Source organism: Streptomyces sp. CBMA123 (assembly GCF_014596465.1).
Taxonomy (GTDB): domain Bacteria; phylum Actinomycetota; class Actinomycetes; order Streptomycetales; family Streptomycetaceae; genus Kitasatospora.
On the sequence record NZ_MECK01000151.1, the window covers coordinates 1 to 12,972 of the forward strand.

The 12,972-nt window shown below is 74.5% G+C and carries 17 protein-coding genes; 8 read left to right on the forward strand and 9 right to left on the reverse strand.

Features of this window, described 5'->3' with window-relative positions; all coding sequences use genetic code 11:
• The coding region (locus tag BG452_RS47140) for a terpene synthase family protein (protein WP_188305437.1) at positions 1-1,064 on the forward strand (1,064 nt) is incomplete at its 5' end.
• A 21-nt stretch (positions 1,065-1,085) separates the two neighbouring features.
• On the opposite strand, the gene BG452_RS18530 is transcribed toward BG452_RS47140, so the two are convergent.
• From BG452_RS18530 to BG452_RS18545, 4 genes are all read right to left on the reverse strand, one after another.
• On the reverse strand, positions 1,086-1,289 hold the full coding sequence (locus BG452_RS18530) for a DUF6126 family protein (RefSeq protein WP_188305453.1): 204 nt from the start codon (positions 1,287-1,289) through the stop codon (positions 1,086-1,088).
• A 41-nt stretch (positions 1,290-1,330) separates the two neighbouring features.
• On the reverse strand, positions 1,331-1,675 hold the full coding sequence (locus BG452_RS18535) for an ArsR/SmtB family transcription factor (protein WP_188305438.1): 345 nt from the start codon (positions 1,673-1,675) through the stop codon (positions 1,331-1,333).
• A 212-nt stretch (positions 1,676-1,887) separates the two neighbouring features.
• Positions 1,888-2,343 carry a hypothetical protein gene (locus BG452_RS18540; protein ID WP_188305439.1) on the reverse strand — a complete coding sequence of 152 codons (456 nt, stop codon included), beginning with the start codon at positions 2,341-2,343 and terminating at the stop codon, positions 1,888-1,890.
• A gap of 475 nt (positions 2,344-2,818) precedes the next feature.
• Entirely contained in the window at positions 2,819-3,955 is a 1,137-nt protein-coding gene (locus BG452_RS18545) for a glycoside hydrolase family 3 N-terminal domain-containing protein (RefSeq protein WP_188305440.1), read from the reverse strand.
• A 142-nt stretch (positions 3,956-4,097) separates the two neighbouring features.
• Between BG452_RS18545 and BG452_RS18550 the strand changes: the two genes are divergently transcribed.
• Positions 4,098-4,505: a hypothetical protein gene (locus tag BG452_RS18550; RefSeq protein WP_188305441.1), complete on the forward strand. Its 408-nt coding sequence runs from the start codon at positions 4,098-4,100 to the stop codon at positions 4,503-4,505.
• Positions 4,506-4,589: 84 nt separating this feature from the next.
• A complete protein-coding gene (locus BG452_RS18555) occupies positions 4,590-4,844 on the forward strand; it encodes a hypothetical protein (protein WP_188305442.1) in 255 nt (84 codons plus the stop codon).
• Here the strand turns inward: BG452_RS18555 and BG452_RS18560 are convergent.
• Entirely contained in the window at positions 4,804-6,366 is a 1,563-nt protein-coding gene (locus BG452_RS18560) for a PLP-dependent aminotransferase family protein (protein WP_188305443.1), read from the reverse strand. The two genes, BG452_RS18555 and BG452_RS18560, sit on opposite strands and share 41 nt — an antisense overlap.
• Here BG452_RS18560 and BG452_RS18565 point away from each other — a divergent pair.
• Entirely contained in the window at positions 6,365-7,285 is a 921-nt protein-coding gene (locus tag BG452_RS18565; RefSeq protein WP_188305444.1) for a methyltransferase domain-containing protein, read from the forward strand. The genes BG452_RS18560 and BG452_RS18565 overlap by 2 nt on opposite strands.
• Here the strand turns inward: BG452_RS18565 and BG452_RS18570 are convergent.
• Both BG452_RS18570 and BG452_RS18575 read right to left on the reverse strand, forming a co-directional pair.
• Positions 7,253-7,465 (reverse strand): hypothetical protein, encoded by a 213-nt coding sequence (locus tag BG452_RS18570; RefSeq protein ID WP_188305445.1) that lies wholly within the window; start codon positions 7,463-7,465, stop codon positions 7,253-7,255. The genes BG452_RS18565 and BG452_RS18570 overlap by 33 nt on opposite strands.
• Positions 7,466-7,524: 59 nt before the next feature.
• The gene (locus BG452_RS18575) at positions 7,525-8,025 is read right to left on the reverse strand and encodes a MarR family winged helix-turn-helix transcriptional regulator (RefSeq protein WP_188305446.1); all 501 of its coding nucleotides are present in this window, start codon (positions 8,023-8,025) and stop codon (positions 7,525-7,527) included.
• Between the two features lie 111 nt (positions 8,026-8,136).
• Here BG452_RS18575 and BG452_RS18580 point away from each other — a divergent pair, with 111 nt between their 5' ends.
• The 3 genes from BG452_RS18580 to BG452_RS18590 all read left to right on the forward strand — a co-directional run bounded on the left by BG452_RS18580 (position 8,137) and on the right by BG452_RS18590 (position 11,462).
• Positions 8,137-9,066, forward strand: coding sequence for an EamA family transporter (locus BG452_RS18580; RefSeq protein ID WP_188305447.1), 930 nt, complete (start codon positions 8,137-8,139; stop codon positions 9,064-9,066).
• Positions 9,067-9,168: 102 nt separating this feature from the next.
• Positions 9,169-9,807, forward strand: a complete 639-nt coding sequence (locus BG452_RS18585) for an NAD(P)-dependent oxidoreductase (protein WP_188305448.1) — start codon at positions 9,169-9,171, stop codon at positions 9,805-9,807.
• Positions 9,808-9,923: 116 nt separating this feature from the next.
• Positions 9,924-11,462 (forward strand): alpha/beta hydrolase, encoded by a 1,539-nt coding sequence (locus BG452_RS18590; RefSeq protein ID WP_317621115.1) that lies wholly within the window; start codon positions 9,924-9,926, stop codon positions 11,460-11,462.
• A 12-nt stretch (positions 11,463-11,474) separates the two neighbouring features.
• On the opposite strand, the gene BG452_RS18595 is transcribed toward BG452_RS18590, so the two are convergent.
• Positions 11,475-11,828 (reverse strand): hypothetical protein, encoded by a 354-nt coding sequence (locus BG452_RS18595; protein WP_188305449.1) that lies wholly within the window; start codon positions 11,826-11,828, stop codon positions 11,475-11,477.
• Positions 11,829-11,846: 18 nt separating this feature from the next.
• Positions 11,847-12,260 carry a hypothetical protein gene (locus BG452_RS18600; RefSeq protein WP_188305450.1) on the reverse strand — a complete coding sequence of 138 codons (414 nt, stop codon included), beginning with the start codon at positions 12,258-12,260 and terminating at the stop codon, positions 11,847-11,849.
• 525 nt (positions 12,261-12,785) lie between these two features.
• Between BG452_RS18600 and BG452_RS18605 the strand changes: the two genes are divergently transcribed.
• A partial coding sequence (locus tag BG452_RS18605) for a hypothetical protein (RefSeq protein WP_188305451.1) occupies positions 12,786-12,972 on the forward strand: 187 nt, incomplete at its 3' end.

The following is a 12,972-nucleotide window of genomic DNA, read 5'->3' on the forward strand; positions in this document are numbered from 1 at the left end:
CCGCGCCCACCGCGCACGCCGGGCCCGCGACGGACGCCGAACCCACGACGGACGCCGGACCCACCGCGCCGGAGCGGACGCGCCCCGCGGGCTGTCCGTTCACCGGCACCGCGGCCCGGCCGGACACCCCCGCCCCCGTACCGCCCACGCGACCAACCGCCGAACTGCGCGCCGCCGCCGACCGGCACGCCGACTGGGCGGTCCGCCACGGCCTGCTCGCCCCGACCGAACTGCCCGGCTACCGGGCCTACGCGCTGCACGAGTTGATCGGCCACGCCTTCCCACGCGCCCGGGGCACCGAACTGGACCTGCTGGTGGACATGCTGGGCTGGTTCACCGTCCTGGACGACCGCTTCGACGGCCCGCCCGGGCGCCGGCCCGCCGAGGCCCACGCACTGGTCGACCCACTGATCTCGGCCCTCGACGGCGACGTCCGCCCCACCCCCCCGGACGGCCAACTCCTCACCGCCTGGCGGGAACTGTGGGGCCGGCAGAGCGACTCGGCCTCCCCCGCCTGGCGCGCCCGGGCGGCCCACGAGTGGCGCGCCTGCCTGGCCACCTTCCCTGCCGAGGCCGAGCACCGCGCCCGCGGCACCGTCCCCGCCCTGGGCCTCGGCCTGGCGGACACCATGCGGCTGCGCCGCCACGGCAGCTGCCTCTACCCGTTCATGAACATACTGGAACGGGTCCACGGCGCCGACGCCCCCGCCGCCCTGCACGCGGAGCCCGCGCTGCACCGCCTGCGCGCCAACACCGCCGACGCCGCGACGCTGATCAACGACCTCTACTCGCTGGAGCGGGAGGAACGGCAGAGCGCCGCCGCCTTCAACACCGTCCTCACCCTGCAACGGGTCCGCGGCTGCACCCGCAGCCGGGCCGTCCGCGCGGTCCGCGCCCGGGTCAGCCGGCTGCGCCGGGAGAACGAGGAGCTGCGCCGCGAGCTGGGCCGCCGCCACCCGGCGGGACGCTGGTACCTGGACGGCACCCGGGAGCTGGTCACCGGCGTCCAGGTCTGGACCAGCACCAGCGACCGCTACCTGGTGCCGGGCGGCGGGGGCCGGTAACGCCCGTCACGGACGGCCGGGCTACTTGCGGCCACCGAGCGCGAACAGCAGCAGGACGAAGCCCGCGAACAGGTGCGTGGCGAAGATGTAGATGCCCGCCCGGATCAGCATCGCCCTGCGGCGGCGCTTCTCGTCGCTCGTGCTGTCGCCGTTCACCGGACTGCCGGCGCTGGTGGCGTGGTCGGCGCTGGCGGCGTGGTCGGCGCTGGCGGCGTGGTCGCTCACGGTGGTGCTCTCCTCGGGGTCGGACGCTGCGGGCTGCGGGCTCAGCGGGGCGACCGGCCGCCGGCGGTGCGCAGCTCGGTGAGCAGCGCGCCCTGGTCGGTGATCAACTCGGTCAGGATCCGGCGCGCCGCGCGCAGCAGCTCGGCGACGTCCGGGGTGCTGAGCGCGTACACCACCGTGTTGCCCTCGCGGGTGGCCGTGACCAGCTGGGTGCGGCGCAGCACCGCGAGCTGCTGGGAGAGGTTGGACGGCTCGACCTCGATCTCCGCCAGCAGCTCGCGCACCGGCCGGGGGCCGTCCTGGAGCAGTTCCAGGACCCGGATCCGAACCGGGTGGCCGAGAGTGCGGAAGAACTCCGCCTTGGCCTGGTACAGCGGGACCGGCATCGCCCGTTGCCTCCCTCGGATCCGCTCGGTGGTCGTACGGCCGGGCGGAGTCCGTACCGCGGCCGGTACGCATCATCGCGACAGATGAAGATTTCTTCAAGTCGTCACAGCGGAAGGTGACCACGCCCACAGCGCCGGCCGAACCGGGACGACGAAAGGCCGAGCCCGGGACGCTGCCAACTCCCGGGCCCGGCAGTCTGGATGACGAACCATCAGCAGGCTACAGGCACATCCACGGTGACCGGGGACGGTCCGCGCAAGCTCCCCTCCACCGAGAAGGAGGCGTGCACGACCGACCCGCACGGCGCGGTGGTGCTGATCCCGGCCACCCGGACCGTACTGACCTGGAACACGGCACGCCCGGCCACCGCACCGAGCGAGCCGACCCCGGCCACCTCGGCCGACAGCCCGGTGATCAGGTCCTGCGGCGCCGGCGGCCACGGCGTCCCCGGCGAGGGCGGCCCGGCCAGCCCGATCTGCCCGTACAGCACGACGCTGTTACCGGTGACGTCCGCGCAGACCCTGGTGGACAGTCCGGCCTGCAGGCCCGACCAGCCGCAGGTGGTGACGGTGGCGGACGCCTGGTCGGCGGCGAGCGCCGGCACCGGCGCGCTCAGCAGTGCGACGGCACCGGCCGTACCCGCGGCGATCCTGGCGATGCGGTTCATGGCTTCTCCTTCGGAGAGTGTGAGGAATCGGAATACAGCACTTCGCTATGGCACATATGACATTTCATCTGTGCCGCGACCACGACTCTGCCATGTGATTCCAACCCTGGATTGCCATTTTCCCTTCGAACCATCGCCTCCGACCGAAAGCACGCCTACGATGGCGCATTCCCGTCCGGCCGGGCGAATCCCCGCACCTCCCCGGGTATCGCCCGGTTGAACCAGGGATGAACCGCCCTACCCGACAGCCGGACCGAGGAACAGCGCCGCCAGGCGCGGCAGGCGCCGGCGCGTCTCCGCCCGGCCCTCGACGTCGAAGTCCTCGCCGGGATCGGGCTCCGGCCGCGACGGCCGGGAGGCGCAGTGGCGGGCGTAGACCCGCTCGAAGCAGTCCCCGTCGCCCGCCCGCCGCCCGTCGCCCGTCGCCCGCCCGTCAGCCGTCAGCCGTCAGCCGTCAGCCGTCAGCCGTCAGCCGTCAGCCCAGGCTCTCCCGCAGCGCGTCCACCCGGTCGACGGCCGCCGCGAAGGCGGCGCGGTCGAGGTCGCCGGAGTCGAGGGCGGCCGCCAGGGCGGTGGTGGCGTCCTCGCCCTGCCGGGGGTCGCGGGCGGAGCACAGGATGAGGTCCATGCCGGCCGCCGCGGCGACGACGGCGCGGCGGCCGGCGGGGCCGTACGGGGTGAGGGCGTCCGCCTCCAGGGCGTCGGTGACGGTGACGCCGTCGAAGCCGAGGCGGTCGCGGAGTTCGCCCTGGATCACGGTGGGCGACATCCCCGCCGGGCGGTCCGGGTCCAGGGCCGGGTAGACCGCCCAGGAGGCCATCACCAGGCGCACGCCCGCCGCGATGGCGGCCCGGTACGGGGCCTCGTCGCGGGTGCGCAGCCGGTCCAGCGGGACGGGGAGGGTGACGGGGCGGGCATCGGTGTTCTCGTCGTGGGCCGCGGCGCCGAGGCCGGGGAAGTGCTTGGCGGTGGCCGCCACCCCCAGGCTCTGCTGGGTGGCCAGGAAGGCGCTGCCCAACTCGCCGACCCGGGTGGGGTCCTGTCCGTAGGAGCGTTCGAAGCGGTCGATGAAGTTGCCCGGGGTGTCGTAGACGTCGAGCACCGGGGCGAGGTTGACGTTCAGCCCGGCGTCGGCGAGCGTGCCGGCGGCGCCGGTGCCGGAGTCCACGGCGGCGATGAGCGGGTTCGGGGCCGATCCGGTGCGGCGGGCGGAGAGTTCGGGCGCGCCGGGCAGGCGGCGAACCTTGCCCCCCTCCTGGTCGGTCATCAGCAGCAGCGGGCGCGGGTGCGCGGCCTCGGCGGCCGCCTGCTTCAACTGGCCCACGGCCTCGGCAAGTTGCTCCGGGCTGGTGACGTTCTCGCCGAACAGGATCACCCCGGCGGCCCGGCCCTCCCGGATCGCCCGCAGCACCTCCGGCGCCGGGGTCGGGCCCGGGTAGGAGAGCACGATGCGGCGCCCGGCCAGCTGACGGGAGTCCCCCTGCTGCTCGCCGGTCATCCGCTCGCCGGCCATCGTCAGGGTCCTCTCGCCGGGGAGTTCGCTACCGCGCGTCACCGACCCGGCCGGAGCCGGACCGAGCGCGGCCGCCAACACCACCAGCACCGTCGTCATCTGGGCTACGCGCCGTAACGGGGCCATCGGTGCCTCCAGGGTCGGCAACGGCGTACGGTTCGCCAGCGTACCCAGGAACCCGCCGTCCGGCAGCCCGTGAATCCCCACGACCGCACCGGCTCCGAGCACTTAGAGTGCCCCCATGTTCGATCGCCTGGAACTCGTGCTGCCGCAACCCGACGACCGCTGGCCGCTGGTGCGGTTCCTGGTCAACGGCGAGGACGTCATCGAGGGGTCGGTCGGCTCCGACGGCCGCGGCCGGTCGCCCTTCGCCCAGTTCCCGGTCGCGGGCGCGAGCGAGCTGCGGGCGACGGGTGAGCCGCGCCGGGTGAACCTGGGCGAGCCCGAATGCGACGGCGGCTGCTGCGGCTACCTCTCCGCCGTCGTGCAGCGGATCGGCGAGGTCGTGCTCTGGTCCGACTGGGAACTGCCCGACGGCGCGACCCGCCCGATGGAGTACACCTTCGAGGCCGCCGCGTACGAGGCCGAGCTGGCCCGGGCCGAGGCCGACCCGTGGTGGCGGCCGGAGGCCCGAACCGCCGGGCCCTGAACCGCCGAGCCCTGAACCGCCGGGGGCATGAACCACCAGGGACCCGAACCACCGGGGGCGTGGAGCAGCAGGCGCCGGAGCCGCATGCTGTCCGCCCTGCCGGGGGGTGACGACGGCGAACTGCCGGAGCGGGCCTTCGCCCGGGATCCGACCGGCCTCGGCCCGGTCCTGGTCACCGACCCCGCCTCCGGCGCCGGCCTGCTCGCCTTCCGCACCGGCTGGGGCGGCGGCTGCTACCCGGCCTGGGCTGGCCACGGCGCGAGCGTCCGGCCGGTCGGCCCGGTCACCGAGTTCCTCGTCATCCCGGGGCCGGGCCGTCGCCGCGACGGGGACGGCTGACACCCGCGCGCCGCACCAACTCCCCCAGTGTGGCGATCCCTTCGGCGATCGCGCCGGGCGAGAGCGCCGCGTAGCCGAGCACCAGCCCGGGCGGATACGGCAGCCGGGCGTGCCAGGACAGCGGCTGGACCTTCACCCCGCGGGCCAGGGCGGCGGTGGCCAACTCGGTGTCGGTGGCGCCGAGTTCCTCTGGGAGGGTGAGCATGAGGTGCAGCCCGGCGGCGGCGCCGTGCACCGTGGCGGTGGGCAGCTGGGTGCGGATGGCGGTGATCATGGCGTCCCGGCGGCGGCGGTGTCGACCGCGCAACAGCCTTAGGTGGCGGTCGAGTTCGCCGGACTCCATCAGCCGGGCCAGCACCAGCTGGGGCAGTACCGGGTTGCCGAGGTCGGCGAAGCGCTTGGCGTCGAGGACGGCGCCGCGCAGCGGCCGGGGCACCAGCAGCCAGCCGGTGCGCAGGGCGGGGGCGAGCAGCTTGGAGATGCTGCCCGCGTAGCAGACCCGGTCGGGCAGTTCGGCCCGCAGCGCGGGGACGGGCGGGCGGTCGTAGCGGTGTTCGGCGTCGTAGTCGTCCTCGATGACCAGCCCGCCTTCGCCCGCCCAGCACAGGAGTTCACGGCGCCGTTCGCCGCCGAGGACGACCCCGGTCGGGTACTGGTGGGCGGGGGTGAGCAGCACGGCCGGGGCACGGGTGGCGCGCAGCGCGTCGACCCGGATGCCCTCGGCGTCGACCGGCACGGGCGGGGTGGCGGCGAGCCAGTGGGCGAGGTGCTGGCGGGCGCCGAGCGAGCCCGGGTCCTCGACGGCGACCTCGGTGATGCCCGCCCGGCCGAGGGCCCGACCGAGCAGGGCCAGCGCCTGGGCCGTCCCGGCGACCACCAGCACCTCGTCCGGATCCGCGCGGATGCCCCGGTTGCGGGCCAGCCAGTGGGCGACGGCCTGCCGCAGCGCGGGGGTGCCGCGGACGTCGCCGTAGCCGAGGTCGGGGGCGGCGAGGCCGTCCAGGACGGCCCGTTCGGCCCGCAGCCAGGCGGCGCGGGGGAAGGCGGCGAGGTCGGGCACGCCGGGGGTGAGGTCGATCCGGGCGGGGGTGGCGCGCAGGTGGTCGAACACCTCGGCGTCCGGGTCGTCCCGGAACAGTGCGGGCGCTGGGGCGGCCTTCGGCTCCGGCCGAGGAACGGCCTGCCGCGCGGGTGGCGTCAGGGCGACGACGACCGTGCCGCCCCGGCCCCGCCCGGCGAGCTGCCCCGCCTCGGCGAGCCGCCGGTAGGCGTCGGTCACCACGCCCCGGGAGACCCCGAGTTCGGCCGCGAGCACCCGGCTGGCGGGCACCCGGCTGCCGGTCGGCAGGCGGCCGTCCGCGACGGCCTCGCGCAGCCGGGCGGTCAGCCAGTCGGTGAGACCGCCGGGCGGGGCCTCGGCGGCGTCGAGCTGGAGGAAGTCGGCACCGGTCTCTTTGGACCTCTCAGCCCCGGTGTCTTTGGACCTGTTCACCGGTCCATACTGGCGGGAGGGTTGAGCCATGACCACCAGAACCAGCCGGCTGCCCGCCGCCCCCGACATCCACGGCCCCTCCAGCCACGGTCCCTACGTCCACGGCTACTCCGACGCCGAGGCCCAGCGCCTCGGCGACCAGGCCGGCACCCTCGCCGAACTGTTGCACACGGGCACCGCCTACCCGGCCGGCAGCCGGGTGCTGGAGGCCGGCTGCGGGGTGGGTGCGCAGACCGCACACCTGCTGGCCGCCAGCCCGGGCGTGCTGCTGACGGCGGCGGACGTCTCGGCGGAGTCACTGGCCCGGGCCCGGGCCCGGATCACCGCGCTGGCCCCGACCGCGCAGGTCACCTGGCACCACGGCGACCTGCATCGACTGCCGTTCCCGGACGGCGCGTTCGACCACGTCTTCCTGTGCTTCGTGCTGGAGCACCTGCCCGATCCGGCCGCCGGGCTGGCCGCGCTGCGCCGGGTACTGCGGCCGGGCGGCACGATCACCGTGATCGAGGGCGACCACGGCTCCGCCTTCTTCCACCCGGAGACCCCGGCGGCCCGCCGCACCGTCGACCACCTGGTCCGACTCCAAGCCGACGCGGGCGGGGACGCCCTCCTGGGCCGCCGGCTCCACCCGCTACTGACGGCGGCCGGCTTCGCGGACGTGACGGTCCGCCCCCGTACGGTCTACGCCGACGGCAGCCGCCCGGCCCTGGTGGACGGCTTCACCCGGCGGACCTTCGTCGCGATGGTCGAGGCCGTCCGGGCGGACGCCCTGGCCGCCGGACTGACCACTGCGGCGGAGTTCGACCGCGGCATCGCCGAGCTGCGCCGCACGGCCGAGCCGGGCGGGACGCTCCACTACACCTTCTTCAAGGCGGTGGCGGTGAACCCCCTGGTCACCCCGGAGGCCGGCCGCGGCTCACGCCTTCCCGGGCACCGGGCCGTTCGGTAGCAGTCCGAGTTCCGCCATCCGGTCCGCGATCAGGTCGTTGCAGGCCCGGATGCCGGGCGCCGGTTCCGGTGAGGCGTCGCGGATCGCCTTGATCGCGTGGACGTGGCGCCCGACGGCGAGGTACGCGTCCACCGCGCGCCGGACCTCGACGGTGAGCGCGTGCCAGATCGGGTCATCCATGACCGCCATCCAAGGGGAGGACCGCCGGGGGCGGCAAGCGGTTTACCGGTGCGGGCGGGTCAGCCGGAGGTGTCGTCGCCGAGGTCGGCGAGCAGGGCGCGCATGCCGTCGACGAGGGCGGCCTTCCGGGTCTCGTCGAGGCCGGCCAGCATGCGGTGTTCGCCGGCGATGTGGTCGGGCAGGGCGCGGTCGATCAGGGCGTGGCCCTCGGGGGTGAGTTCGACGTCGCGGCTGCGGCGGTCCTGGTCGCTGCGGGTGCGGGTGACCAGACCCCGGGCCTCCAGGCGGTCGAGGCGCTGGGTGATCGCGCCGGAGGTGACCATGGCGGACTGCATCAGGCCGGTGGGGGTGAGGCGGTAGGGCGGGCCGCTGCGTTTGAGGGTGGCCAGGACGTCGAAGGAGGGGGCGTCCAGGCCGTGCTCGGCGAAGGTGCGGTTGAGTTCGGCGTCCACCAGGCGGTAGAGCCGCTTGAGCCGGCCGAACACCTCCATCGGGGAGACGTCCAGGTCGGGGCGCTCGGCGCCCCATTGCGCGACGACGCGGTCGAGATGATCTGCCACGGGTTCAGGGTAGGCGATGCCGACAGAATTCCTTAGCGATGAGGTAACTGTGAGCCACGTCACGGGTGGAATCCGCCGAATAATGCCTTAGCGCTGAGATACATTGACTTAGTGCTAAGCAATCGACTCGCCGTCGTGCTGGTGACGGCCCTCGCCCCCGCCGTCTGGGGGACGACCTACGCCGTCACCACCGAGCTGCTCCCGCCCCACCGTCCGCTCCTCGCCGCCGTCATCCGCTGCCTGCCTGCCGGGCTGCTGCTGATCGCCCTCACCCGCACCCTGCCCAAGGGCGGCTGGTGGTGGCGCGCGCTCGTCCTCGGCGCGCTCAACATCGGCGCCTTCCAGGCCCTGCTGTTCATCGCCGCCTACCGCCTCCCCGGCGGCATCGCGGCCACCGTCGGCGCCGTCCAGCCCCTGATCACCGCCGGGCTCTCGGCCGGGCTGCTCGGCGACCGGCTCACCCTGCGCACCGTGCTCTCCGGCATCGCCGGCGTGGCGGGCGTCAGCCTGCTGGTACTGCGCGCCGACGCCCGACCGGACGCGATCGGGGTGGCCGCCGCGCTCGGCGGGGCGGTGGTGATGGCCTTCGGCGTCGTGCTCTCCAAGCGCTGGGTCTCCCCCGCGCCGCTGCTCGCCACCACCGGCTGGCAACTCACCGCCGGCGGGCTGCTGCTGGTGCCGGTGACCCTGCTGAGCGAGGGCGCCCCGCCCACCCACTACACGGCCGACAACGTGCTCGGCTACGCCTACCTCTGCCTGATCGGCGCGGCCCTCACCTACGCCGTCTGGTTCCGCGGGCTGCGCGCGCTGCCGCCCACCTCGCTGTCCTTCCTCTCCCTGCTCAGCCCGGTGGTCGCCACGCTGGTCGGCTGGCTCGCGCTCGGACAGGACCTCAGCCCGCTGCAGGCGCTCGGCGCCGTGGTGGTGCTCGGCTCGCTGATCGTCGCCCAGATCCGGCGGCCCGGGCCCGCGGCAGCGGCGCCCGCGGCACCGGGCCCTGGGCGGGAAGTCCGGCCGGGCCCGCTACGCGAGAACGCCTGAACCCACAGCCCCCGCCCCCGCCAACCCCACTGCCCCCACTGCCCCCACGCCGGCTCATCGCACCACCGCCGTCCCGTTCAAAGGATCCAAGGAGAAACCTTCATGCGTATCACCGTGTTCGGCGCCACCGGCAACGTCGGCCGGCGGGTCGTGACCGAGGCGCTCTCCCGAGGCCACGACGTCACCGCCGTCACCAGGGACCCGGCCAAGCCGCACGGCCTGCCGTCGACCGTCACCCTCGCCGTCGGCGACGCGAGCACCCCCGGGGACGTCGCCCGGCTCGCCGCCGGCCAGGACCTGGTGATCACCGCCACCCGGCCCGCCCCCGGCCGCGAGCACGAACTGGCCGCCACCACCCGGGGCCTGCTGGCGGGCCTGGCCGGCACCGGCGTGCGGCTGCTCGCCGTCGGCGGCGCGGGCAGCCTGACCGTCCCGGGCACCGACGGCACGATCCTGGTGGAGTCCCCCGGCTTCCCCGCCGAGATCCGGCCGATCGCGCTGGCCTGCAGTGCGCAGCTGGACCTCTACCGCGCGGACGAGCAGGTCGACTGGACGTACCTCAGCCCGGCCGCCCTGCTCGAACCCGGGGTGCGCACCGGCCGCTTCCGGCTCGGCCGGGACGAGCTGCTCCTCGACGCCGAGGGCAACTCGGCGATATCGATGGAGGACCTCGCCGTCGTGCTGCTCGACGAGGCCGAGCAGCCCGTGCACCGGCGCGCCCGCTTCACCGCCGCCTACTGAACCCTGAGGACCCGTGGTGCTGGATACCCCCCGCTCCGGGGTGTATCCAGCACCACCCCGAAGACGGTGTCCTGCCCCATGGACCGTCAGATGCCGTGTCGGACACGATCGTTCCCGTGAACACCACCGCATCCCGCACCCGCCGCGCGGCCGTCGTCGTCGCCACCGCCGTCCTCGCCGGCCTCGCCCTGCCCGCCACGGCGAACGCTGACGCGGGGCGCAACCCCGGCGACGCCGAGCGCGCGCCCGCCCGCTACACCCAGCAGACGCTCGACTGGCAGCCCTGCGCGGAGCAGCCGGCGCTCGACTGCGCCACCATGGCCGTCCCGCGCGACTGGCACCACCCCGGCGCCGGACCCGACCTGTCCATCGCCGTCTCCCGGCACCGCGCCACCGACCAGGCGCACCGCAAGGGCACGCTGATGGAGACGGCGGGCGGTCCGGGCGCGCAGGGCCTGCTGCGGCCGATGGACCTCCTCCAGGGCGCCCCCGCGGTGGCCGCCGCGTACGACATCGCCAGCTTCGACCAGCGCGGCGTCGGAGGCAGCACCCGCGTCCAGTGCCAGACCCCGGAGGACTTCCAGGAGTTCCTGGCCGGGGACTTCCGCGACCAGTCGCCCGCGGCGATCGACAAGGTCATCGCCAACTCCCGCAAGCTGGTCGCCGACTGCCAGGAGCACAGCGGCGACCTGCTGCCCTACCTGACCACCGAGCAGACCGTCCACGACATGGACCTCTACCGCTCGCTGCTCGGCGAGAAGCGGATCAGCTACTACGGCGCCTCCTACGCCACCATGATCGGCGCCTACTACGGGACGCTCTTCCCGCACCGGGTCGAGCGGATGGTGCTGGACAGCAACATCGGCTTCGAGGGCACGTGGGAGCAGTACGAGCTGGGCCAGCCGATGAGCTTCCAGCGCCGGTTCGAGGAGGACTTCCTGCCCTGGATGGCCGCCCGGGACTCCACCTACCACTGGGGATCGACTCCGGAGGAGGTCAAGGCGCACTGGGAGCAGCGGCGCGCCGCCCTGCACGACCGGCCCATCACCGACGGGTCGTTGACGCTCGGCCCGAACCAGCTGGACAACGGCACGATCAGCGCCGTCTACCGCGAGAAGGCCTTCCCGCTGCTGGCGAGTTCGCTGACCGCCCTGGACGACTGGCAGGGTGCCGACCCGGCAGCCAAGCAGACGGCCCGCCGGGTGTTCGGCCAGTACCTCGGCCCGGAGTTCCTCGCCGAGTTCTTCTCGGTGACGTGCGGCGACACCCCGTGGACCAAGGACGTGGACACATGGATCGAGCGCGGCAAGGAGGACACCGCCCGCTACCCGCTGGCCGGCGCCCGCCTACTGGCCTTCGGCGCGGTCTGCGCGGCCTGGCCGACGGACCCGGCCCCCAAGGTGAAGGTGACCGGCGCCCACCTGCCGCCGGTGCTGATGCTCAACTCGCTGCACGACCCGGCGACGTACTACGAGTCGGCGGTCGGCGCCCACCGCGCGCTGCGCGGCTCGAGGCTGGTGACCGTCACCGGCAACGGCGACCACGGCCAGTACCCGGGGTCCGACCCCTGCGTCACGGACACCGTCGAGCGCTACCTGCTGGACGGCCGGGCGCCCGAGCACGACCTCACCTGTCCGGCCCCACCGGCCGGTTGAGTCCCCGGCCGGTCAACTACGGGGCTTCGCCCGGAGCTTGCCGCGCAGGTGGTCGGCGGCGACGGCCAGCACTGCGAAGCCGCCCACGGACAGCTTGATCCCGGCCTTGGCGACGATCCAGCCGATGCCCGGGACGGTCCAGCCCAGCCAGTGGAGCACGGCCAGCATCGCCACGCAGCCGCTGACGATGCAGACCACCGTGGCACCGATGGCGGCGGCCCGCGACAGCTCGCGCGGGCCGGCGCCGGCGTCCTCACCGCCCGGCGCCGAAGCGGCTTCTCCCGCAGTCTCGTTGGCGTTGGCGTTGCCGTCGGCGTTGGCGTCGGCATCTCCGCCGGACGTCTCGTTCGTACCCCGATCACCCATGGGGGCGATCATACGATGTCAGCGGCACGAATGATGGGTGTCTCCGAGGTGCTCACCGGTCTCGCCGTCGGGGAAGCTGACGGCCATGGTGACGCGGTACTCGAAGACGTCGTGCCGGTGCCCGGGCACCCGCGCCCAGGCGAGCGAGTGCACCTCGGCCTCGGGGGCCTGCCGACACCAGGCGGCAGCCTCCTCCAGAGCGCGGGCGGCCGAACGCCCGGTGCACACCACGGCGGTGTAGGCGGCGACGGCGACATCCCCGCCGGTGGTGCGGCCGCACCGCGACACCGCCCGGACGGCGGCGGCGGCCTGGGTCAGGTCCCGGGCCAGGTCGTCCACCACTCGAGGGGGCGCCGGCAGGACCACCGCCCCCTCGGCGACGGTCTCCGGCAGGTTCGCGCTCACGGCTTCGGCCTCCATCCACATGGTCACGCGGCACAGCATGCCGGACCGGGTTTCCTGGCATGCTCACTTTCACCTGAACGTCATCCGTCCAGGGCCGAGTTGGGGACGCCCCCTGGCGCCGGCCCGCCCGCCCTGCTAGGAACAGCCCGACCCTTCGACGAACATCCGGGCAGGTCAGCCGGGTGTACCGCGGGCGCCGCCGGGGAGCCCGCAACGACGCCCACGCACCACCCCCGCGCTTCGAACCGCCCGTCCGACCGCCGTGGCGCCCCGACACCTGGAGTCAAGCTCGCGGCCAACTCCCTGCCGTGGTGGCCGAGATGGCGCTGGCGGCAGACGCCTGGGCGAGGCTTCGGGCCCGCCGCACCCCGGCTGAGGTGCGGCGTTAACGCCTCGATGGGCTCCGGGACGCCTTCCGTCCATCCTGTCCCTGTCAGATCGTCGTGATACTAATCGTCACCGGCGGCGGGTGCCGCCCACCGGCGGGCGGGCACGATGACGAGGGTTCAACCGTTCCGGGAGGGTCCGGACGGCGATGGGGAGGGGCATCAGATGGCGGCGAGGTTCGGCAGTGCCAACGACGGGCGGAAGGTGCGACTCGGCAAGCGGGTCACGGGAACGGCGGCGGCACTCGCCGCGCTGGCCGCGCTGACCGGCTCTCAGGTGTCGGGCCTCGGCCTCGCCCAGGTCGCCGCCGCCGACGCCGGGCCGGCGCAGGACGGCGCCACCCAGACCCAGG

Coding starts and splice junctions, on each gene's coding strand:
- BG452_RS18535 (WP_188305438.1), bottom strand. CDS start 1,675: ATGCCGGTCCCGCTGTACCAGGCCAAGGCGGAGTTCTTCCGCACTCTC.
- BG452_RS18540 (WP_188305439.1), bottom strand. CDS start 2,343: ATGAACCGCATCGCCAGGATCGCCGCGGGTACGGCCGGTGCCGTCGCA.
- BG452_RS18545 (WP_188305440.1), bottom strand. CDS start 3,955: ATGACGACGGTGCTGGTGGTGTTGGCGGCCGCGCTCGGTCCGGCTCCG.
- BG452_RS18550 (WP_188305441.1), top strand. CDS start 4,098: ATGTTCGATCGCCTGGAACTCGTGCTGCCGCAACCCGACGACCGCTGG.
- BG452_RS18555 (WP_188305442.1), top strand. CDS start 4,590: ATGCTGTCCGCCCTGCCGGGGGGTGACGACGGCGAACTGCCGGAGCGG.
- BG452_RS18565 (WP_188305444.1), top strand. CDS start 6,365: ATGACCACCAGAACCAGCCGGCTGCCCGCCGCCCCCGACATCCACGGC.
- BG452_RS18560 (WP_188305443.1), bottom strand. CDS start 6,366: ATGGCTCAACCCTCCCGCCAGTATGGACCGGTGAACAGGTCCAAAGAC.
- BG452_RS18570 (WP_188305445.1), bottom strand. CDS start 7,465: ATGGATGACCCGATCTGGCACGCGCTCACCGTCGAGGTCCGGCGCGCG.
- BG452_RS18585 (WP_188305448.1), top strand. CDS start 9,169: ATGCGTATCACCGTGTTCGGCGCCACCGGCAACGTCGGCCGGCGGGTC.
- BG452_RS18595 (WP_188305449.1), bottom strand. CDS start 11,828: ATGGGTGATCGGGGTACGAACGAGACGTCCGGCGGAGATGCCGACGCC.